Origin of the sequence: Leptospira ilyithenensis, assembly GCF_004771005.1 — a bacterium.
GTDB classification, from domain to species: Bacteria; Spirochaetota; Leptospiria; order Leptospirales; family Leptospiraceae; genus Leptospira_A; species Leptospira_A ilyithenensis.
In genome coordinates, this window is sequence record NZ_RQHV01000061.1 from 248816 (window position 1) to 268535 (window position 19720).

General features: G+C 41.8%; 18 protein-coding genes and 2 tRNA genes. 7 read left to right on the forward strand and 13 right to left on the reverse strand.

The window, feature by feature from the left end:
* Both trhO and EHS11_RS14500 read right to left on the reverse strand, forming a co-directional pair.
* Positions 1–1032, reverse strand: a complete 1032-nt coding sequence (trhO, locus tag EHS11_RS14495) for an oxygen-dependent tRNA uridine(34) hydroxylase TrhO (RefSeq protein WP_135765103.1) — start codon at positions 1030–1032, stop codon at positions 1–3.
* The gene (locus EHS11_RS14500; protein WP_135765104.1) at positions 1032–2417 is read right to left on the reverse strand and encodes a dihydrolipoyl dehydrogenase; all 1386 of its coding nucleotides are present in this window, start codon (positions 2415–2417) and stop codon (positions 1032–1034) included. Before EHS11_RS14500 ends, trhO begins: the two co-directional genes overlap by 1 nt.
* 298 nt (positions 2418–2715) lie before the next feature.
* On the opposite strand from EHS11_RS14500, the gene EHS11_RS14505 reads away from it, so the two are divergent.
* Complete coding sequence (locus tag EHS11_RS14505; RefSeq protein ID WP_135765105.1) at positions 2716–3864, forward strand: DUF819 family protein; 1149 nt, start codon at positions 2716–2718, stop codon at positions 3862–3864.
* Between the two features lie 61 nt (positions 3865–3925).
* Here EHS11_RS14505 and EHS11_RS14510 read toward each other — a convergent pair whose 3' ends face one another.
* Both EHS11_RS14510 and EHS11_RS14515 read right to left on the reverse strand, forming a co-directional pair.
* A complete protein-coding gene (locus tag EHS11_RS14510; RefSeq protein ID WP_135765106.1) occupies positions 3926–4717 on the reverse strand; it encodes an SDR family NAD(P)-dependent oxidoreductase in 792 nt (263 codons plus the stop codon).
* A 15-nt stretch (positions 4718–4732) separates the two neighbouring features.
* The gene (locus EHS11_RS14515) at positions 4733–5740 is read right to left on the reverse strand and encodes a zinc-binding alcohol dehydrogenase family protein (protein WP_135765107.1); all 1008 of its coding nucleotides are present in this window, start codon (positions 5738–5740) and stop codon (positions 4733–4735) included.
* A gap of 212 nt (positions 5741–5952) precedes the next feature.
* Between EHS11_RS14515 and EHS11_RS14520 the strand changes: the two genes are divergently transcribed.
* The gene (locus EHS11_RS14520) at positions 5953–6849 is read left to right on the forward strand and encodes a LysR family transcriptional regulator (protein ID WP_246047902.1); all 897 of its coding nucleotides are present in this window, start codon (positions 5953–5955) and stop codon (positions 6847–6849) included.
* Here the strand turns inward: EHS11_RS14520 and EHS11_RS14525 are convergent.
* From EHS11_RS14525 to serA, 4 genes are all read right to left on the reverse strand, one after another.
* Positions 6839–7537: an endonuclease gene (locus EHS11_RS14525; RefSeq protein WP_246047910.1), complete on the reverse strand. Its 699-nt coding sequence runs from the start codon at positions 7535–7537 to the stop codon at positions 6839–6841. The genes EHS11_RS14520 and EHS11_RS14525 overlap by 11 nt on opposite strands.
* 98 nt (positions 7538–7635) lie before the next feature.
* Positions 7636–7926, reverse strand: a complete 291-nt coding sequence (locus EHS11_RS14530; RefSeq protein ID WP_135765109.1) for an MAPEG family protein — start codon at positions 7924–7926, stop codon at positions 7636–7638.
* 257 nt (positions 7927–8183) lie between these two features.
* Positions 8184–8978 carry a hydroxyacylglutathione hydrolase family protein gene (locus tag EHS11_RS14535; protein WP_135765110.1) on the reverse strand — a complete coding sequence of 265 codons (795 nt, stop codon included), beginning with the start codon at positions 8976–8978 and terminating at the stop codon, positions 8184–8186.
* Between the two features lie 2 nt (positions 8979–8980).
* Entirely contained in the window at positions 8981–10210 is a 1230-nt protein-coding gene (serA, locus tag EHS11_RS14540; RefSeq protein WP_135765111.1) for a phosphoglycerate dehydrogenase, read from the reverse strand.
* A gap of 58 nt (positions 10211–10268) precedes the next feature.
* Between serA and EHS11_RS14545 the strand changes: the two genes are divergently transcribed.
* On the forward strand, positions 10269–10820 hold the full coding sequence (locus tag EHS11_RS14545) for a hypothetical protein (protein ID WP_246047912.1): 552 nt from the start codon (positions 10269–10271) through the stop codon (positions 10818–10820).
* A 350-nt stretch (positions 10821–11170) separates the two neighbouring features.
* Here the strand turns inward: EHS11_RS14545 and lysS are convergent, their stop codons facing one another.
* Both lysS and EHS11_RS14555 read right to left on the reverse strand, forming a co-directional pair.
* Positions 11171–12661, reverse strand: coding sequence for a lysine--tRNA ligase (gene lysS / locus EHS11_RS14550; protein WP_210413707.1), 1491 nt, complete (start codon positions 12659–12661; stop codon positions 11171–11173).
* Positions 12662–12670: 9 nt separating this feature from the next.
* Entirely contained in the window at positions 12671–13303 is a 633-nt protein-coding gene (locus tag EHS11_RS14555) for a hypothetical protein (RefSeq protein ID WP_135765113.1), read from the reverse strand.
* A gap of 109 nt (positions 13304–13412) precedes the next feature.
* Between EHS11_RS14555 and EHS11_RS14560 the strand changes: the two genes are divergently transcribed.
* Both EHS11_RS14560 and EHS11_RS14565 read left to right on the forward strand, forming a co-directional pair.
* Positions 13413–13494 (forward strand) — tRNA-Leu (locus EHS11_RS14560).
* Positions 13495–14050: 556 nt separating this feature from the next.
* On the forward strand, positions 14051–15811 hold the full coding sequence (locus EHS11_RS14565) for an SBBP repeat-containing protein (RefSeq protein ID WP_135765114.1): 1761 nt from the start codon (positions 14051–14053) through the stop codon (positions 15809–15811).
* 208 nt (positions 15812–16019) lie between these two features.
* On the opposite strand, the gene EHS11_RS14570 is transcribed toward EHS11_RS14565, so the two are convergent.
* Positions 16020–16694 carry a CDP-alcohol phosphatidyltransferase family protein gene (locus tag EHS11_RS14570; protein ID WP_135765115.1) on the reverse strand — a complete coding sequence of 225 codons (675 nt, stop codon included), beginning with the start codon at positions 16692–16694 and terminating at the stop codon, positions 16020–16022.
* Positions 16695–16800: 106 nt separating this feature from the next.
* Here EHS11_RS14570 and EHS11_RS14575 point away from each other — a divergent pair.
* Positions 16801–16877 (forward strand) — tRNA-Asp (locus EHS11_RS14575).
* Positions 16878–16945: 68 nt separating this feature from the next.
* Here the strand turns inward: EHS11_RS14575 and fliG are convergent.
* A complete protein-coding gene (gene fliG, locus EHS11_RS14580; RefSeq protein ID WP_135765116.1) occupies positions 16946–17965 on the reverse strand; it encodes a flagellar motor switch protein FliG in 1020 nt (339 codons plus the stop codon).
* A gap of 131 nt (positions 17966–18096) precedes the next feature.
* On the opposite strand from fliG, the gene EHS11_RS14585 reads away from it, so the two are divergent.
* Entirely contained in the window at positions 18097–18306 is a 210-nt protein-coding gene (locus EHS11_RS14585; RefSeq protein ID WP_135765117.1) for a hypothetical protein, read from the forward strand.
* 81 nt (positions 18307–18387) lie between these two features.
* On the opposite strand, the gene EHS11_RS14590 is transcribed toward EHS11_RS14585, so the two are convergent.
* Positions 18388–19719, reverse strand: coding sequence for a pyruvate dehydrogenase complex dihydrolipoamide acetyltransferase (locus EHS11_RS14590; RefSeq protein ID WP_135765118.1), 1332 nt, complete (start codon positions 19717–19719; stop codon positions 18388–18390).
* Position 19720 lies beyond the last annotated feature (1 nt).

The window sequence follows — 19720 nt, forward strand, 5'->3', positions numbered from 1 at the left end:
TTATTTGCCTACTAGTTTTCGTGTTAGGTGGTGCGTCGGATAAAGATGCCTTCTGCCGGATTTGCGAAGTAATTTTTGTTCTTCGGTAGGAAGCTTTGCGATGGATTTACATTCTTCGGAGCAACAGTTTTCCATTTTTTCCTGACAAGAAGGGCATTGAACGAATAATACATGGCATCCTAAATTGGCGCAGTTGGCATGTCTATCGGAAGGATTTCCGCATTGATAGCAAACGGTAAGAATATCCGAAGTGATTTTTTCTCCCAATCGATCATCAAATACGAAGTTTTTTCCTTTGAACTTGGACTGTAACCCTCGTTCTTCGATCTCTTTTGCATACGAAATAATTCCGCCTCTGAGTTGATGGACTTTTTCAAATCCTTTGTGTTTCAAATAGGCACTTGCTTTTTCACAACGGATTCCTCCGGTGCAATAGAGTAGGATTTTTTTGTCTTTTTCTTCTTTTAAAATATCTTCTACCATCGGTAGTTCTTCCCGAAAGGTTCCTGCGTCGGGGAGAATTGCATTTTCGAAATGACCGACCTCCGATTCGTAATTGTTTCGCATATCTACAATGATGACACCAGGTTCATCAAGTGTTTTGTGAAATTCCAAAGGAGATAAGTGGGTTCCCACATCGGATGCGTTGAATGTAGAATCGTCCAGTCCGTCAGCAACTACCTTGTTTTTAACTTTGATGGCAAGCTTCAAAAAAGATTCTTTTTTATCTTCCACAGCATCATTAAAATAAATTCCTGATAGTTCGGGAATGGAATCAATGAGTGTTCTTAAACGTCCATATTCATCTACTGGAACGGAGACTTGTGCATTGATACCTTCATGAGCGAGATAGATTCTTCCCAATGTTCCGAGTTCAAACAAAGATTCATACAGAGAATCTCTGAATTCTTTAGGGTTCCCAATTAGAACGTATCTGTAAAAAGAAAGAACTCTTCTTTCTCTAGGGTCGGAAAGCACCTGTTTTAATAATGTTTCTTTGTCGTAACGGTTGCAGAGTTGTTTTTTAGACATTAGTATCCCTTCTCTTTGATACGTTCTTCTTTTGCTTTACGAAATGCATTTCTTACGATTTCAGGCAGTGCCGGATGTATATAGATCATTCTTAACATCTGATCCAAGTTAGCTTTTAGACTCATCGCCAAAATCAATTGGTGGATCATGTCGCTCGCTTCGTCACCGATGATATGTGCACCGAGAATGGTTTCCGTTTCTTTATCAATTAATACTTTTACAAATCCTACTTCCGACATTCTAGCCATTCCCATGGCGGAGGAAGAATAACGGTTCACTCCTTTCCAAAAAGGAATCTTTTTTTCGATGAGCTCTTCTTCCGTAAGTCCTACAGTTGCAATCTGAGGATGAGTGAATACCGCCCCCGGAACGGGAGGATAATCTATTTTTGTTTTTTTCCTATCAACGATCAGGGTTTGGAAGAGATGTTCTCCTTCGAAATTGGCAGTATGACGGAAAAAATATCTGCCGATCACATCACCAAACGCGTATACTTCGGGAGAATGGGTTTCCAGATATTCGTCTACTTTGATAAATCCTCTGGGGTCCAATTCTATACCGGTACGTTCTATTCCCAAATCATCCGTATTGGGACGAACCCCGGTTGCGATCAAAAGTTTTTCAAAAGATTTTGAATAGGAGTTTCCGTTTTTATCTTTGCCGGTAAGTGTAAAGATATTGTTTTCAAAACTGATTTTTTGAATTTGAAAATGATCGTTAATCGGATAAGGGGGATGTTTTTCGAACTCTTCTCTGATTTCGGAATCGACAGAGCTTAAAATTTTACCTCTGGTAAAACCTTCGACCGATGCTCCATAGGCTTTGTATGCCGATCCGAGTTCCAATGCAATATAGCCCGCGCCGATGACCGCAAGCGACTTAGGTAAAGATTCCGGGCGAAGCGCTTCTCTGGATGTCCAATAAGGAGCACCATCTAATCCTTGTATATCGGGAATATTCGGTCTTGTTCCTACGGTAACAAAGATATGTTTTGCAGTGAAAGTTTCTCCGTTTGCCTCTATGACTTTATCCGAAACAAACCGGGCGTAATAAGGGTAATAATCTATATAGGGATTTTTTTTATAAGCAACAGGAATGGAATGGGAATCCGCGTCCACAGTCTCTGACACTCGTTTGACGATGGCAGAAAAATCTGCCTTGGGCTTAGAGTCAAAATAAAGAGGAAATTTGGAACTATCTTCCGAGAAACGGATGATCTCTGTCGGATAAATCAGCATTTTAGAGGGGATGCAACCTCGGTTTAGGCAAGTTCCGCCGGGAGATTCTTTTTCGAACGCGGCAACTTTTAACCCCAGTTTGGAAGGAGGAGTGACCAATTTTGTCCCACCACCTGTTCCAATGACAATGATGTCGTATTCTTTCATGCCTTTGTTCCAGGATTCGAATATGGATGTTTTCTGTAAATGAAGCTAAAACTGATCTGGTGAAAAATCAAAGGGAAGAGAGATTCGGTTTTCTCTGTGGGGACCGAAATTTTGCTTTTTGCTCTATTTTGGGGTAAATATAGTCACTTTAGTGAAAAAATATTCATTAAAACAGAATATTTCTAGTAAATTTCTATTATATTTCAAAAATTGCATAATTAGAATCTTTTCGGTTAGAACTATTTTTGGTATTTCGGGAAATTTTCCTTACAGATTCCTTTTTCTCCCGAGGCAAAACATGGAAGTCATTTTCAGCACTATTAAAATTTTAATCATCTTACTTGTCTTAGTCGGATTTCCGAAAATTGCCTATTTGCTTGCAAACCGTCACCGTTTTTTCAAAATACTAGGGCCGGTGATTCTTTGTTACGCGGCAGGAATTTTAATAGGAAATATCTTTCCATCCGGTTTCTGGCCCGGCAAGATTCCCGAACTCGTTGCCGATCTTTCCATTCCGCTTGCTATTCCTTTATTACTTGCTTCTACCGATTTTTTGTACGGAATCAAAAATGCAAAAACGGCGCTCATTTCTTTTACACTTTCTTCGCTCGCTGTTGTTATTTCTACCTTACTCGTTGCCCGTTTTCTGGGTTATCTTCACCCTGAGTCCGATAAAATCGCAGGGATGTTGGCAGGATTGTATACCGGAGGCACTCCGAATCTAAATGCTCTGGGACACGCACTTGATACGAACAGGTCCACAATCGTGCTCGTAAACACTGTTGATGTGTTAGTCGGTGGAACCTATCTTGTTTTTTTGCTAAGTTTTTCCAAAAGATTTTTTTCTCAATTTTTGAAACCGGAGCCGGAGATAGAAAATTCACATTCGCTTGTCCCCGAACTTTCCCAAGAAGAGAATAGTTTCAAAGGATCTGTGGAAAGATTTTTAATTGGATTTGCCTTATCTGCGATCGGATTCGGGATTTCAGTGGGGATTTCCATTCTACTTGCAGGTAAATTGCATGCCCCTATCATTTTGTTCGGAATTACAAGTTGGGGGATAGGAATTTCTTTTGTGAAAAAAATTCGGGTACTTCGAACATTTCCCTTCGGTAGTTATCTGATCCTGATTTTTTCCGTTGCGGTGGGAGCACTTGCCGATTTCAGAAGTTTGGTGACCGACGCTCCGGGAGTGATCCTATTTGTCGCAAGTACGATGTTCGGTGCCATTCTGATTCATTTGCTTTTGGGAATTTTATTTAAAATTCCCGCGGATACTTGGATCATCACTTCTGTTTCCAGTATTTACGGCCCTGCATTTGTGCCTTCGGTGACTCAAGCGATTGAAGGAAAAGAAGGGATATTACTTTCCGGAATCATTACGGGCCTTATCGGTTATGGAGTGGGAAATTATCTAGGTTTGGCGATTCACGCAGTCTTACAATAAACAAAGAGAATTCCGTTTCTTCGTTTATTGTATGTAAGCTTTTAGAATTTGTGATTTGTTATCAAATCGACTTGATGACCCCTCCATCCACACGAACGGCTGATCCGTTGATCATGGATGCTTTTTCACTTGCGAGAAAAACCACAACATCCGCAATCTCTTCCGGTTTTGCAAATCTTTGGTTGATGGAAGAGGGGCGGTTTTCCCTGATAAAGTCATTCGCCATGTCTTTGTCGGATTTGCCGGAATTCACCGCCAAACTATGAATAAACTGTTCTACTCCTTCGGAAAGTGTAGGGCCGGGAAGGATCGAATTTACCGTGACATTGGTTCCTTTGCAGAGTTCGGCACTTCCCCTTGCAATGGAAAGTTGTGCAGTTTTACTCATTCCGTAGTGCACCATTTCAACCGGGATATTGATTGCGGATTCGCTTGAGATAAAAATCACTCTTCCCCAATTTCTTTTTATCATTCCTTTCAGATAGATTTGTGTAAGCCTCGCTCCGCTGAGCACATTCGTTTCATAGATTTGTGTCCAATCTTCTCTAGTGATTTCAAAGAAAGATTTCGGCTCGAAGAAACCTGCGTTATTAATCAATACATCTACTTCCCCGATCTTTGCCTGTAAATGGGATATCCCTTCTTCTGTTGATACGTTTCCCACTGCTTCTAAAAAAGTTCCTTTCGGAACCGATTGTTTCAGCCCTTTGATAGCTTGGTCCACCGCTTCTTCGGTCCTGCCGTTCACATAGACAACACTTCCTTCTCTTCCGAATCCTTCTGCGATTTTAAAACCGATTCCTTTGCTCGAACCGGTAATCAGAACTTTTTTGTCTTTTAATCCTAAGTCCATTTTCTAACTCCTTATTTATTTCAGTCCGCCTAAAACTATTTTTCCTATCACATTCCCTTCTAACAATAGTTTGTGTGCCGATTCCAGATTTTCCTCGGTCATGTCACCTAAATCAATGGTTTGGGTGGATTTGATTTTGCCCTTGTCGACGAGAGATCCGACTTCGGTTAGTAACTTCTGTTGTTCGATTCTGTCTGCCGTTTGGAATAGGGATCTGGTAAACATAAACTCATTGAGAAAGCCCGCACTTTTTTGTTTAAGAGAATTCAAATCCAAAGGATATTTTGTCTCTACGATGGAACAAATATTCCCAAAAGGAAGTATCGCCTTTGCCATATTGGAATAATGCATATCCGTATCATTGAAACACAAAATCTCGTCCGCGCCTTCGATGCCTTTCTCTTTTAACTGCTCTGAAAAATCAATTCTATAATCAATGATCGTATCCGCTCCGAGGGATTTAACCCAATCTCCGGATTCCTTTCTGCCAGCTGTCACAATCACTTTGGACTTGGTCATCTGCTTTAAAATCTGAATGGCGATGGATCCTACTCCTCCTGCGCCGCCTACGATCAGAATGTTTTTTTCCGACGCCCTGTCCAATTTCAGTTTGTGAAAAATCGCTTCAAAAGCGGTAATCGTTGTTAGCGGAAGTGCGGCTGCTTCCTTGTAGGAAAGTGTTTTCGGTTTTTCTGAAACCAAAAATTCATCCACGATATGAAACTTCGAGTTTCCGCCAGGGCGCTGAATCGCTCCCGCATAATACACATCCATCCCTTTGTGTAATGTTTTTACTTCCGAACCTAATTCAACAACCGTTCCACTTACGTCCCAACCCAGGATTCTAGGTCCCGGATTGGTTGCAGATAGGGAAGATTTTACTTTATAATCCACCGGATTGACTGAAATCGCTTTGACCTCGACCCGCACATCATGTTCGCCTGGAACTTCTTCTTTCGTATCTCTTTTTTGAAATATCGTTTTGTTTTGAGCGGGATCAAAAATAGCTGCAATGGAATTCATTTGTTTCCCACCCGAACCAGTCCGTGTGCTAGAAGATTGGCACCTAGTGCAAGTCGCATTACCAAACTGGCGATTTGTAATCCGTTGATATCTTGTATGTTCATATTTTACTCTATTAGAAATGGATTCGTTTTTGTAAAATTTAAATATACTATTATTTCCAAAGTTGACATATTGTATATTAATAGTATACAATATGTCATTGAATTCTTATGAAAATCCGAGATATAGAAGATCTGTTTGCCTTTTCCTATGTTTTTGAAGAGAGAAGCTTTACCAAGGCGGCGAAAAAGTTGGGAGTTACTAAGGCGGCTGTTGCCAAACGAATCGCTTCTTTGGAATTGGAATGGAATACACAGCTTTTCCGAAGAAGCACCCGTATTGTGATGCCTACTGATGAAGGGAATTCGATTTATAGAAATGTGCAAACCGTTTTGGATTCGGTAAAAGACTTGGAAGCAAGTTTTGCCGGATCAGAGGAGATGGAGGGGAATCTTCGGATTACTTGTGCTGCGGCTCTCGCAAATCGGTTTGTGGCGGAAACCTTGGGACGCTTCCAGGAACTTTATCCGAAAATTAGAATCCAATTGATTGTGACGGATAGTCTTCTGGATTTGGTGGAAGAAAATATAGACATTGCGATTCGGATTGGAAAAACTCCTGCTGCATCTTTGACTGCCAAAAGATTATTTGCAAATCAGATCAGGGTCGCGGCAACTCCATTCTATTTGCAAACTCACCCGAAACCGGAAAAGCCTGAAGATTTATTTCAGCACAATCTTCTGTTTTTGGATATGCACGAAGAAGTTTCTTTTATAAACACCAAACTTTCATTAAAGGATTTAAAGGACAATCGTAGATTTGTTTCCAATGATGCGGCAAGTCTTATTAAACAAGGGCTTTCGGGAAAAGCCATATTGATCCGCTCTATTTGGGACTTTCAAGAATACATCCATAGGGGTGAACTGATTCAGATTTTGCCGAATGATCTTTTGGAAAATTTCGGAGATATTTGGATGTTAACACCAATCAGTCGGGTACCCTCCCGTAGGGTAAAAGGACTGCTCCAATTTTTTGAAGAAGAGACGAATAAAATTTTCAATCTATAAACGGATTTCTTCTGCCTTGCGACTTTTCGATCAAGTCATTTTTTCTGATTTCAAAAGTACTCGGTGGGTCCAGCTTATTCCATTTTTCATATAACGTTCGTTTGTCGAATGGAATGGCGATATTCCATTGTTTTTCCATATAAAAAAAGATTCGTGCTATATCCCCTCGGATTTCCTCTCTGGGTTCCGCTATTTGATTTTTAAAATCCACTTCGAAATCGCAGGTGCCATAATCTCTTTTTTCACCTTCTATTTCTCCAAAAAAATAATGAGCACGATCATTGTTAATTTCTCCCGGAACCGGGACAAGATTATGAAGATCTGCTTCGATCAGTTTGAAGTCGGAGTCCGTTCTTTCGCAACATTTGCGGCCCCTGATTTTTTTACCGGCAAATTCGCAATCTTTTCTGGTCCAACATTCTCTATCCTTCCCAAAGGAATAAGCCGGAACAATATGTTCCCATTCGATGAGAAATGCTCGCGGACTTGCCGTTCTTGCACTCAGTCCGCAAGAAGTATCAATTCTGAATCGACCGGCCAATTCTTCATCATCGTCGAATCTGCATCCGCAATAAAAATCGACTCCGACTTTTCTATAGATTCGTTTCAAAACTTTTTTTGCAGTCGGGTAGTCGGTGATTTCCGTTTTCATTTTTTGATAGTTTTTATCTTTTTTGTCGTGAAACACGGGTTCTTTTTTATCTTCCGCATTTAAAAAGCAGGAAAAAGAAAAGGTAAAGGAAAAAAGGAATAAACAAATGGATGAAGATTTAATGATTTTGTCCTCTAAGAATAAAAGGGAAGAAGGTAAAGAGATACGGACAAAACGAGCCCGATCGTCCAGACGACGGATCTGAATCGGGTCAGGTCCGTGAGATAAAATACGGGGAATGCTTCTATGGAATTCTGATGAGCACCTAAAGCACGTTTGCCGATTCCTGTTAGGCGGGCTTGCTGATCCCTGGGGTAATGATTGTCAGAGCCTCCTTCTTCTTTTGCCATGGCCAAGCTGACTGGAATTTTATTAATATAGATCAAAAGAAGAGAGAATAAAATACATACGTAAGGAATGGTCATGATACCCCTTGGATTTCATTATAAATCTTTAAAATGGAAAAGCGAAAGTCAAGTAAAGAAAGATTGGTGGGCGAGGGGTAGGATTTGATCTATTTTTCCCCGCCCGATTTGGGAGGGGAACTACACCCGCCACCCAATGCATTCTCTTTATCATATCGCCTGTTCGTTGTAAAACGAACTTTGTTTTTTCTTAAATTTTATTCCAAAAAGTTCGCCTTTTTGCCTAGCCTGGTTCCTTGAGCGGGCCGAACCGCCGTCTACCAAGAGTCTCTGAGTTTACGCAGTCTGATAAAAAGTTCTTCTTCGGAAAGAGATTCCTTGCTTTCCAGTCTTTTGGAATTACGAACTGAGTCCTCATTCAGACGGAAGAACGGATTGATTTTTCTTTCCATTCCGAAATCGGATATTAAAAAATCAACATCCTTGGTCTTTCTTTCCATTAATGAACGAACTTCTGTTACACTATGGTTCCCGGGTTCTATGGATTCGGAAAAACCTAAATTGTTTTCCCAATAGTCATGCCCCGGATAAAGCAATACTTCATCGGGGATGGAATAAAATCTATTTTTGATAGTATGATACATTCGGGAAGGATTTCCGCCTCGAGTGCAATTTCCCACTCCGGCATTGAAAATCATATCTCCGCTAAATACGGAATGAGTGCCTGTTCGGGATTGTAAAGCGAAACAAAAATGGCAATCCGTATGTCCCGGTGTTTCCCAGGCTACGAGTGAGTCTCCTTCATTTTCAAAATAGACTCCTGATTCTTTGAGGATCTCGTCCATTCCCGGAATTTTGCCTCGCGCATCAGGATGGCCGAAGACAGTCGCTTTTGTCTCCTCTTTCAGTTCCAGATTTCCATGCACATGATCAGGATGTTCATGTGTATTCAAAATGGATTTGAGCTTCAACCCGAGTTTTTTCAAAGCAGTGACGATTTGTTTTGCATCGTAGGGGTCGACACAAACTGCTTCTCCGTTACGATCCGAATAGATCAAATACGAAAAATTCCGTAAAGGAGAAGAGGAGTATAGCTGCAATACGGACAGCATATCTAATCCAAATAGAGAATCCTTGTTCGGATGGAATGTTGGTGTGCTTTGATTTTGTTTTTCAATTCATCTCCCAAATTTCTATCTATTTCCATTGATAAGTAACCAATGTTAGTGGAAGTGCTGAGATGTTGACTCAGTATATTTCCCCCCATTTCAGAAATGATGGAGTTGATGTCCCGTAGGAAGCCAGGTTGGTTTTTATGAATATTCAGGATTCTGTGAAATCCGGGTTTCAAATTTCCAAGTTCGATATTTGGGAAATTTACAGAGAAGGTTGTTGAGCCGTTATTGATAAATTTGAGAAGCTTTTGAGCCACTTCGGTTCCAATATTTTTTTGTGCCTCTTCCGTAGATCCGCCTACATGAGGAGTTAAAATCACATTATTCAAACCTTGTAAGGGACTTTTGAACGGATCATCATTTGATTTCGGTTCTTCCGGATATACATCGATCCCCGCGCCGGCAATCCGTCCTGACTTCAAACCTTCCGCCAATGCTTCGATATTGACTACTTTTCCGCGCGAAAGGTTGAGTAGGTAGGAGTGTGGCTTGATATGTTCCAAATGTTTTTTATCGAAAAGATTTTCGGTTTCTTCCGTTTCCGGTACATGAAAGGTAATAAAGTCAGCTTGTTGTAATAAGTCTTCGTATGTATCTACGGGACTTGCGTTTCCTAAGGGAAGTTTGGCGATTACATCGAAGAAAATCACTTTCATTCCCATGGATTCGGCCAATACGGAAACTTGAGAACCGATATGACCGTAACCTACGATGCCTAGGGTTTTGCCTCTGACTTCAAAACATCCTTTGGCGATTTTATTCCATTTTCCCAAATGGACATCTCTAGACTGGTCAGTAGCCTTACGGGCAAGCATGATAATTTCAGCTATTACTAGTTCTGCGACAGACCTTGTATTGCTATAAGGAGCATTGAATACCGGAACGGCTATTTTTTCCGCCCCTTCCAAATCCACCTGGTTTGTTCCGATGCAGAAACAACCTATGGTGAGAAGACGGCGGGCATTAGCCAAAACCTTTGGCGTAACATTTGTTTTGCTGCGAATTCCCAGAATATGGATCTCGCCGATACGTTTCGCCAAATCGGCTTCGTCCAGAGCGTCTTTTTCCAATGTAACATCGAACCCGTCTTTTTTAAAGAGTTCGTAGGCATCTTTATGAATATTTTCGAGTAAAAGGACTTTTATTTTTCCCTTGGGATAAGATATCATATAAGAACAGGATTTTTTTCTTTGCGAAACCTTGCATCTCGAAAAACCTGAAAATGATATGGAAAGAAATGACAAGAAAGACCGGTTCCTAGCTTTAATCATTGGTTTGCTCGTATTCAGTTTCATCGGCTGTTCCAGCTCCAAATCCTTTGTAATCCAACACGAACCCAGTTTGGAGCAGATCACTGCGGAATCCGAAGAAACCTGCATCGGCAGCAGACTTTATTTTTTTTCAGGCAGACCTTGCATTAAGTTGAAAGGAGAAAAGGACAATAATTCGGGTGTTACCCAGTATTTCCTTCGTTATGAAATAGGTAGCTTTGACGTAGATCTGGCTTTGGGAACTTCCTTAAAAATCGGTGATACTTGGTTCAATTTGAAAAAATCCTCAACGGATTATTCCAATACGATCGTTGTGAGTTCCCTTTTGGAATCCGAAGTTTTGAATGCAATTGCGAACGGAAGATCGTTTGTTGTCAGTTATACGAACCGTGCAAAAACGGAAAATTATACTTTGACTGGTTCACAAGGAACTCATTTGAAAGAAGGGCTCATTCGACTGCAAAGACTTTTGGAATCCGAACAAAAGATGGTAATTCAGAAAAAATAGTTTTAGATTCTTCTTTTAAAAAGATAAGAGGTGAGATCGGCACTCACTGAGTTTAGGAGCGCGTGAGAAGAGTGGAGACTGATTTTTGCAATTCTATTTTCCCCGCCCGGAGATCAGCTTTGCTGATGATTCTTCGAATACTTCTTCGCTTCTATTGGCGCGCGAAGAAGGGGCTGGGAACTACACGCCACCCAATGTGTTCCTTTTACCACATCACCTTTACATTGTAAAGCGAAGCTGTTATTTCTGTAAATTTTATTTCAAAAAGTTCGCCTTTTTGCCAAGTCATATCTCAGCGAGAGAAACTCTTCTCATAAAAAGATAAGAAACAGGAAGGAGCGGACCGACTTTTATTCGGGTCTCATCAAAGGAAACAAAATCGTATCTCTGATGGAATGAGAGTCGGTAAGTAACATCACCAAACGATCGATCCCGATTCCCAAACCGCCTGTAGGTGGTAGACCGAATTCCAAAGCGCGTATATAATCTTCGTCCATCATAAATGCTTCATCGTCTCCGGCTTCTCTTTGTTTTACCTGCTCTTCAAATCTCTCTCTTTGATCGAAAGGATCATTTAACTCGGTAAATGCGTTTCCGATTTCCCTGCCTGCAACATAAGGCTCGAATCGTTCCACATAACGTGGATCATCTTCCCTCGATTTGGCGAGAGGAGAAAGTTCTTTGGGAAAATCAGTGATAAAGATCGGTTGTATCAGATTCGGTTCCACGAGGGCGCTGAAAACTTCGTCACATACTTTCCAGATGGATACGGAGTCATCCGCGTCCACTTTCACTGCTTTCGCTTTTTCTTTCGCTTCTGCGAGACTAGTTACCTTACTGAAATCGATTCCGGAATATTCGTTGATGATATCCACATAACGCACGCGTTTCCAAGGGGGAGTGATGTCGATCATCTCTTTGTCGTAAGCGAATTTCAAACCTTTGCCGATGGATTCTGCAACGGATACGATCATATTTTCGGTAAGCTTTAGCATCGCTTCCATATCACCGAATGCCATATAGGCTTCCATCATTGTGAATTCAGGATTGTGTTTTGTTGAGGTGCCTTCATTTCTGAAGTTTCGGTTGAGTTCGAATACTCGGTCAAGTCCACCCACAATCAATCGTTTGAGATACAGCTCAGGTGCAATTCTGAGAAATAAATCCATATCTAAAGTATTATGATGTGTGATGAAAGGCCTTGCAGCAGCTCCGCCTGCGATGGACTGCATCATGGGAGTTTCAACTTCCAGAAATCCTTCATTGGTTAAAAACTTTCTAATCTCAGATACGATTCTGGAACGCATCTTGAAAGTTTCTCTCACGGAATCATTTACTACCAGGTCCACATAACGCATTCTATAACGTTGTTCTACATCCGAGAACGCATCATAGATCACCCCGTCCTTTTCCTTTACAACGGGAAGAGGGCGGATACATTTTGCAAGCAATTGAACGGATGTTAAATGGAGAGTCGTTTCTCCTTTCTGGGTTTGAAAGAGCCAACCTTCCACTCCGATCCAGTCTCCCAGATCCAATGATTTGAAGAGGGAATAATTTTCTTCGCCCAAATCATCTCTGGTTGCATAGAGTTGAATGGTTCCTTCCTTGTCTTTAAGATGTGCGAATGAGGCTTTCCCCATAACACGTTTCGCGTGGAGTCTTCCGCCTAATTTGAAACTTTTTTTCTCGGAACCTTCAGGCTCCGGTTGAAAAGAATGAACTAGTGAGCTTGAATGAGAATTGGGAAAAAAGCGCAACGGATAGGGATTGATTCCCTTAGCTTTCCAATCTTTGATTTTTTGAATGCGTTGCCCAACGAGCTCGTTTGTGTCTTTTATATCATCCATTTAGATGACCCCTCGAAAAATAGAATAGATATATCGTAAAAATTCAAGTGATACTTCCCTAAAGCCCGGCTCTGATAAAAACCAATTTGTTACGCTAAGCTCGGAAGGGAAAGGATAAGCCGAAATCTGCAAAGGAAGAGAAGCTAAGTTTTTTTGGTATGTTTTCAGAATGCGTTTGGTTTCAAATTCGCGTGCCAAAATCAAAACCGATTTCAGATTGTCCGAAACAACCAATTTCAAAATATTTTTTGCCGCTTCATCCGTATCTCCCAATTTGTTCGAAGAGATTTTAACAATCTGAACGGAGTTCGGAGGAACTTGGAAAGAAACCAGTTGAAGCAAAATCCGATCCTCTCGTTCTTTGGAACCTAGAAGGGATGAATCCCCATCATCACGAACAACTAATATCAGTTTGGTGAAAGTCTGTTTTTGATACAAAGACGCGATCTGTTTTAAAAATTTTTTAGAAGGAATGGGAGAGGTTTCCAAAACAGCAATATCGGATTTATGATACGGCTCCGAAGTTTTCAACCAGTAGGGCGCAGAAATAAACAATCCGAGTAAAATAAAAATAGGAGATAAAAATCCGAAGGCGAACAATTTCAATCGGAATGTAAGATCTGATACTTGCATGGGACTCTTCTCAACCTTACACGGTGAGGTAAGGGGTGTGACAAGATAAAATTGATCTCCTTGACGAAAGAGAGGTTTTTCTTACCCTGGCAGATAAACAAATCATCTCGCTCGGATGGTGGAATTGGTAGACACGCTACTTTGAGGTGGTAGTGCCGCAAGGTGTGGGGGTTCGAGTCCCCCTTCGAGCAAAGAAATCCCCGTATCACAATCTAATTTTTGTTAACTTAAGGAAACTTGGGGCTCAAACAGTTTTGCGATCCAAGAATCGTGACCCGTAGGGAACGATTCGTAGGTTTCGAGGACAGGGATGTCCTCGAAAAAGCAAAACCGTGCCTCGGATCGTTGCCGCAAATGATTTGCGGCAGAGGAGAGGGCGAGTCCCCCGTTCTTTGCAAAGAAACCTCCGCTACTTTCTGTTTTTTCGGGCGAGTCCCCGGACCTTCTCCCAAAATTCTTCATTAGTTTTCTGTTTGGCGGTATATCCTTTTTCGTAACGGGGACCTGGCTACTCCGGGCTCCGCTTACGCTCCGGTCGCAAAAGGGTTTTGCGACCAAGCCCTACGTATCCATCTCGCGGGAAGATAATTTTCTCCGATAGGAAATGATTTTTGTCTCCGAAATTTCCGAGTTTTCTGGGTATAAGTATATTTCGAACTGTAAATAAATTTTTTCTGGTTTCCTTTTTTCTATAAACCTTTAGTAATTATCCCCTAAGAGTACCCGGTGTTTGGGGTTCCAATAGAAATGATCAAGAAATTTCATTTATTATTTGTTATCCTTAGTAGCATTTTATTTTGCAAATCTCCGGCTATGAACAACGCCTGCGATTTTAATGCAGAAGCCTATCAGGAGCTATCCGTTTTCCGTACTTTGTTCGGACTAACTGCAGGCCCTTGCTTTTCCGTTTTTTTTTCACAAGGTTCTGCGGTTCCTCCTAACATAACAGGCTTTGGTACTTCTACCGCCCAATTGAGGTTGATTCCTTTGGCAACGGTTCGACTTCTTCCCGTATATACGGGTGAAGTATCTTCCTGGACACTTTCCGCATCTTTGCCTACAGGATTGACATTCAACCAGATCACAGGTGATATTTCCGGAACTGTTCCTTCCATTTCCGGAGGAATGCCTTCTGTGAATTATACAATCACTGCCTCAAATTCCTACGGAAGTTCTTCCTATATTTTTCCTTTGCAAATACTTGCCTCGGGAGATATCGTATGGACCAAGTTAATCGGTGTAAGCGGATCGAATACTTCCTCTACGAATAACGGAATTGCATATGATTCCGCCACCAAGAGCGTATATCTCTCAGGCATGAGCACAGGAGGAGGGAATCTGGACGGGGAGGTTAATTCCGCACTATCTGGCTGGTCTTCAGCGTTTGTTTCCCGTTATTCGGCAGATGGTGTGCGTGCATGGACTCGGCTGACGGGATTCGGAACAGCCACGATCAATATTTTCGCAGGACAGATAACGGTTGATAACTCGGGAAATGTGCTTTGGGCAACTTTTGCAAATACTCAATCCAGCGGACTTTCTATCACAGTGGATGGAAATTTAGTGAATGCTGCATCAAGAATTCCTTTGGTGACGAAATACGATAAGGATGGAAATCGAATCTGGACCCGTTCCCGGAGTTCTTCCGTTAACGGAGTACTCGTAGGAATCGGAACGGATGGCAGCGGTAATGTTTTTGCAGCAGGCGGTTTGTATGCCCCTGCTATGGACGGTCAGACAAATACCGGCTGGACGGATAGCGGTCTTGTATTGATGAAACATGACTCCTCTGGCAATTGGACTTCCGGAAACACTGCGGTGATTGCGAGCTCTGTTAGTAGTTCCAGCCAACATGTGGAGGCAATGGCCGTGGGAATGGATAGTTTGGGAAATGCGTATTTGGTTGGATATTCCAGAGCTGCTTCTCTTTGTGCAGCGGTAAGCGCGCAAACCTCCATACTTTTGTTTAAATATATCAATAACATGGCTTATGCGGGGTGCCAGGGCTCTGGTGTCTCCGGTTCCGATTCCAACGGATACGGAATTGCGATTGATTCTTCTGATAATATTTACCTCTCAGGTGATACTCTTGGCAACCTGGACGCGATCGCTAAGACCGGAACTCAGGATGCGGTTCTAATCAAATACAACTCTTCTATGGTCAAACAATTTACCCGATTGTACGGAGTGGCAGCCGGCACTACTATTTCCTATTCTGTCGCCGTTGATAGTTCCGGAAACATATATATGACCGGTAGCACGACAGGAAATTTGAATGGGCAGACCAAATCGGGTATCCAAGACGCGTTTGTTATGAAATTGGATTCTTTGGGAAATGTTCTATGGACGAAACTGCTTGGTGTTGGAACGAAAACCTCTTTCGGAAGTGGCGTTGTACTTGATTCCGACGGAGCGATCTATATCGCCGGTTATACGGATGGCAATCTAAACGGAGAGACCAATGTAGGCACGAATCAATCTCTCTTTCTTGTTAAGATCGTAAAATAGGTTTTGTTCGATTGGGCGGGGATAGTATTCTAAAAACTCCACCACGTTGCTTTTCAGTGATACAAATGTAATCCGTAAAATCCGAGGCGCCCGTGCGCAAAATTAAAACCAAGTGAGATGTTTCTCGCGGTGACGTAGGCCAGGGATGGCCGAAGTTTTTTCGTCGGAACAGGATGTTCCGCGAAAAAGAACGGGAAACATCTCAGTTTCAGAGCTTTCTGTATTTCTTGGCTTGTTTTTTGTTTTCGGGATCGATAACGAGTTTTTCCGGATGAAAAACGACTTCCCAGTATCTTGTGATATAGGCAACGACCCCGCATACCAACACGACTAAGAGCACATACGCAGACAATTCCGGTTTCAGATAATAACTAGGTACTGACTCTAAAGTTTCCAGATGCGGCAATAGCATATACCATAATACGGATAAGGCGACAATTCCGACTCCGAATTTCCCCCACCAATTGGGCCTTCCTTGTAAGCCGCGTTTAAAGTATAAGAATCCACCCAACCAGACGCCGAGTATTTCGCGGATCACATAGATGATTAAAATCCATACGGGAAAACGAAAGTAGTAGGAGGCGACTCCAAGGCCGCCTAAAGTGACAAACTTGTCGCAGACCGGATCGAGATATCTTCCCAAGATGGTTTCTTGTTGAAGAAGTCTCGCAAAAAGACCATCCAGATAATCCGAAAGAACCGCCGCCAAACAGAGAGTAATAGAATAGGATAAATAATCTAAATCGGTCGGGTCGTTTGCGTATTTTGAGGTAGTATAGAAAAAGAAAGGCAGCATCAAAACCCGGGATACGGATAAAAAATTGGATAAGGTGAAGACCCTTTCTTCTAATAATTCTTTAGCTTTTTTTCCTTCAACCTGCATAATTTCTATACATTCCAGGTTTTAAAAAATCAGTATATAAGCAAGAAAACAATACAATTTCAGTTTGACTCAACGACCAATTTAAATACCATGGCTACTGGATCGGGGAGTTGTAGCTCAGCTGGTTAGAGTGCCTGCCTGTCACGCAGGATGTCGCGGGTTCGAGTCCCGTCAACTCCGCCACGATCTATTTTTTTTTACACATTTCTGCTCGCTGCCGACCTGTTATATGGCAAATCGAGAAAGGAAGTTCATTCCACATATTCTTCTTTTTCCTTCTTAAATAAGATCAAATTTTCATCTTCCAGTTCCCGTGCAATTTGTACGATTTTACTTCTTGCTTCGTTGATTTCTCTGAGAGTCACTCTTGGTTTTAAATCGAGTGCATCAAGTATATCGGAAGCTCTGTTTGCAGACATATTTTTTAGAAATTTGGACCGGATCTCATCTCCTGCACCGCGAATTGCAAGGGAAATCGCCTCGTCATCCGCCAATTTGTTAATTAGGATTCTCATTTCCTTTGCATCCAGTTGGAGGATATCTTCGAAAGTATATAATTGTTCCCTAACCTGACTTGCCACTTCCGGTGAATTTTCATCTAATTCTTGTAAGATGGTATCTTCTATTCCTTTTTCCATATAATTGAGGATATTTGCGAGTACATGTGCTCCGCCTGCCTCGGAATATTCCCTTTGGTCTCTTTCTTCGTAGCGTTTTTTCAGGATTCTCGCAATATTTTGGATCACATCCGGATGAGTTTTGGAAGTAGTGGCGAGTCTCATCGCGATCTTTGTCTGATCCGCCTTGGGAAAAAGTTTTAATACATCTGCCGCATTTTTCGGATCCAGGTTGGAGAGCGTAACGGCAGTTACCTGGTGAGATTCGGAAGATAACATGGATTGCAAAACACTCGGCTCTACTCCGTTCAAAAATTCAAAATCGTTTTTGGTTTCTTCTTTATTGATTTTTTTTAGGATTACATTCGCTTTTTCCGAACCGACTGATTTTTCCAGAAGGGATTTTGCCGTGGCAAGTCCTCCTTTGGCTCCGTCTTTGAGTTCGGTCAGTGTAGAATGAAATTCAGTGAGAATTTTTTCCCTTTCTTCTTTGGAAATCGCCCGGATCCGGGACATTTCTAGAATCACAGACTCGAGCATAGCATCATCTAGATGTTTTAGGATTTCAGCAGCTTGGTCTCCACCCAAAGAAAGTAGGAGGAGGGCGGCCTTTCGGACGCCAGTGGGAGTGGATAAATCATTCGGCTTCTGCATGAGACATAATTCTCCAAATTCAATGCTTATGTCAAAAAAAACTTCTAAACCGGGACAAAAATTTCTAAAGGATTCTTAAAACCGTACGATACCTTGCGTAAGTTACAAGACATAAAAAGGAAAAACATCGGATGGATAAAGCAGACAAATTCAAAAGCACATTGGAAAGATACATTCACTACAGAGGAATCGATATCGTTTTGCACCTCAAAGACGGAAAAGTTGTAGAATTAGACAAAAATCGCCAAATGGAAAATGATACAGTGATCGGAAATCTTGCCGAAGGCGTAGTTCGTATTCCCATCACTGATATTCGCAGTGCCGATTTTTTCGCGGCTTAAACCCAACCCCCGAAAATTACAAAGATTATACCACAACTGGCGACACCAGTCGCCAGGTTTGTGTTTAAAAATCCAAGAAATTCAAAACCCTCCGAGTAAACTAGGATTTTCCAAGAACGATTTTAATGTTCTTAAAAATTCAGCACCCACAGCCCCATCGATCACTCTATGATCACAAGACATCATAAGAGATAAAACCCTTCCTGCAATCACCTGTCCCTCTTGAATCACCGGTTTGTCTTCGATTGCGCCGACAGCCAAAATAGCGCTTTCCGGTTCATTGATGATTGCTGTGAAACGACTGATTCCGTACATTCCCAAATTGGAAATGGTAAACGTTCCATTGGAAAATTCTTCGGGTTTCAGTTTTCGATCCCTTGCTTTTTTTGCAAGATCTTTGACTTCCCCTGAAATGGCAAAGATGGATTTGTAATCCGTATTTCGGATGACTGGTGTTAGAAGTCCCCCTTCCAGAGAAACAGCCACCCCTACATCAATCCTTCCGTATTGCAAAATCGAATCTTCCTGCCAGCTGGCATTTACTTTGGGGTGAAGCTTCAAAGTAAATGCCACTGCTTTGATAATGATGTCGTTTACGCTGACTTTAGGATAAGAGTCTCCTAAGTTTTTGTCTTTAAAATCATTCAATGCCGCTCTGAATTTTTCCAACTCACCCGCATTCACATCCACATTCAAATAAAAATGAGGGAGATTTTGTTTGGATTCTTTCAATCGTTTGGCGATCGTTTTTCTCATTCCTCCTATCGGAATGGTTTCATCTTTCGTTACGGCAAAACCGGAATTGACAAAACCACCTGAGGATTGTTTGCTGCCTAGAGAGTCCAATACATCTTTTTTGGTGATTCTTCCTTCCGGTCCCGTTCCTATAATAGAATGCAAGTCGATTCCGTTTTCAATCGCAATGGATTTTGCGAGTGGGGAAGCAAGAACTCTTGCCTGACCTCTGATTTCCGGGGAAACGGATTTTGTTTCCGAAATAGTTTCTCTTTTGATTTCGAGAGTAGGTTTCGTTTCTTCTTTGGCTTGGGGAATCGAAGGCGCTTCCGGTTTGGATTCCTTGGGGGCTACGGTTTCTTTTGCGGCAGCAAGGGACGACTCTGCGGAAGAAGAGCTTTCTGATTTTGCTTTTTCCAAGAGGGAACTGATGTCTTCTCCCGGCTTTCCGATAATGGCGAGTGCACGTCCTACTTTTAATTTTGCACCTTCCGTTTCCAGAATCTTTAACAAAACTCCGGAATCGTATGCTTCCATTTCCATAACAGCCTTGTCTGTTTCCACCTCAGCCAACACTTCGCCGGGAGATACGGAATCTCCTTCTTTTTTAATCCATTTAACAATGGTTCCTTCTTCCATCGTGGGAGAAAGTTGAGTCATTTCCTGTATTTTAGCCATA

What these genes read in the sequence shown, in the direction of transcription:
- trhO (WP_135765103.1), bottom strand. Translation starts at nt 1,032, where the DNA reads ATGTCTAAAAAACAACTCTGCAACCGTTACGACAAAGAAACATTATTA.
- EHS11_RS14500 (WP_135765104.1), bottom strand. Translation starts at nt 2,417, where the DNA reads ATGAAAGAATACGACATCATTGTCATTGGAACAGGTGGTGGGACAAAA.
- EHS11_RS14505 (WP_135765105.1), top strand. Translation starts at nt 2,716, where the DNA reads ATGGAAGTCATTTTCAGCACTATTAAAATTTTAATCATCTTACTTGTC.
- EHS11_RS14510 (WP_135765106.1), bottom strand. Translation starts at nt 4,717, where the DNA reads ATGGACTTAGGATTAAAAGACAAAAAAGTTCTGATTACCGGTTCGAGC.
- EHS11_RS14515 (WP_135765107.1), bottom strand. Translation starts at nt 5,740, where the DNA reads ATGAATTCCATTGCAGCTATTTTTGATCCCGCTCAAAACAAAACGATA.
- EHS11_RS14520 (WP_246047902.1), top strand. Translation starts at nt 5,953, where the DNA reads ATGAAAATCCGAGATATAGAAGATCTGTTTGCCTTTTCCTATGTTTTT.
- EHS11_RS14530 (WP_135765109.1), bottom strand. Translation starts at nt 7,926, where the DNA reads ATGACCATTCCTTACGTATGTATTTTATTCTCTCTTCTTTTGATCTAT.
- EHS11_RS14535 (WP_135765110.1), bottom strand. Translation starts at nt 8,978, where the DNA reads ATGCTGTCCGTATTGCAGCTATACTCCTCTTCTCCTTTACGGAATTTT.
- serA (WP_135765111.1), bottom strand. Translation starts at nt 10,210, where the DNA reads ATGATATCTTATCCCAAGGGAAAAATAAAAGTCCTTTTACTCGAAAAT.
- EHS11_RS14545 (WP_246047912.1), top strand. Translation starts at nt 10,269, where the DNA reads ATGGAAAGAAATGACAAGAAAGACCGGTTCCTAGCTTTAATCATTGGT.
- EHS11_RS14555 (WP_135765113.1), bottom strand. Translation starts at nt 13,303, where the DNA reads ATGCAAGTATCAGATCTTACATTCCGATTGAAATTGTTCGCCTTCGGA.
- EHS11_RS14565 (WP_135765114.1), top strand. Translation starts at nt 14,051, where the DNA reads ATGATCAAGAAATTTCATTTATTATTTGTTATCCTTAGTAGCATTTTA.
- EHS11_RS14570 (WP_135765115.1), bottom strand. Translation starts at nt 16,694, where the DNA reads ATGCAGGTTGAAGGAAAAAAAGCTAAAGAATTATTAGAAGAAAGGGTC.
- fliG (WP_135765116.1), bottom strand. Translation starts at nt 17,965, where the DNA reads ATGCAGAAGCCGAATGATTTATCCACTCCCACTGGCGTCCGAAAGGCC.
- EHS11_RS14585 (WP_135765117.1), top strand. Translation starts at nt 18,097, where the DNA reads ATGGATAAAGCAGACAAATTCAAAAGCACATTGGAAAGATACATTCAC.
- EHS11_RS14590 (WP_135765118.1), bottom strand. Translation starts at nt 19,719, where the DNA reads ATGGCTAAAATACAGGAAATGACTCAACTTTCTCCCACGATGGAAGAA.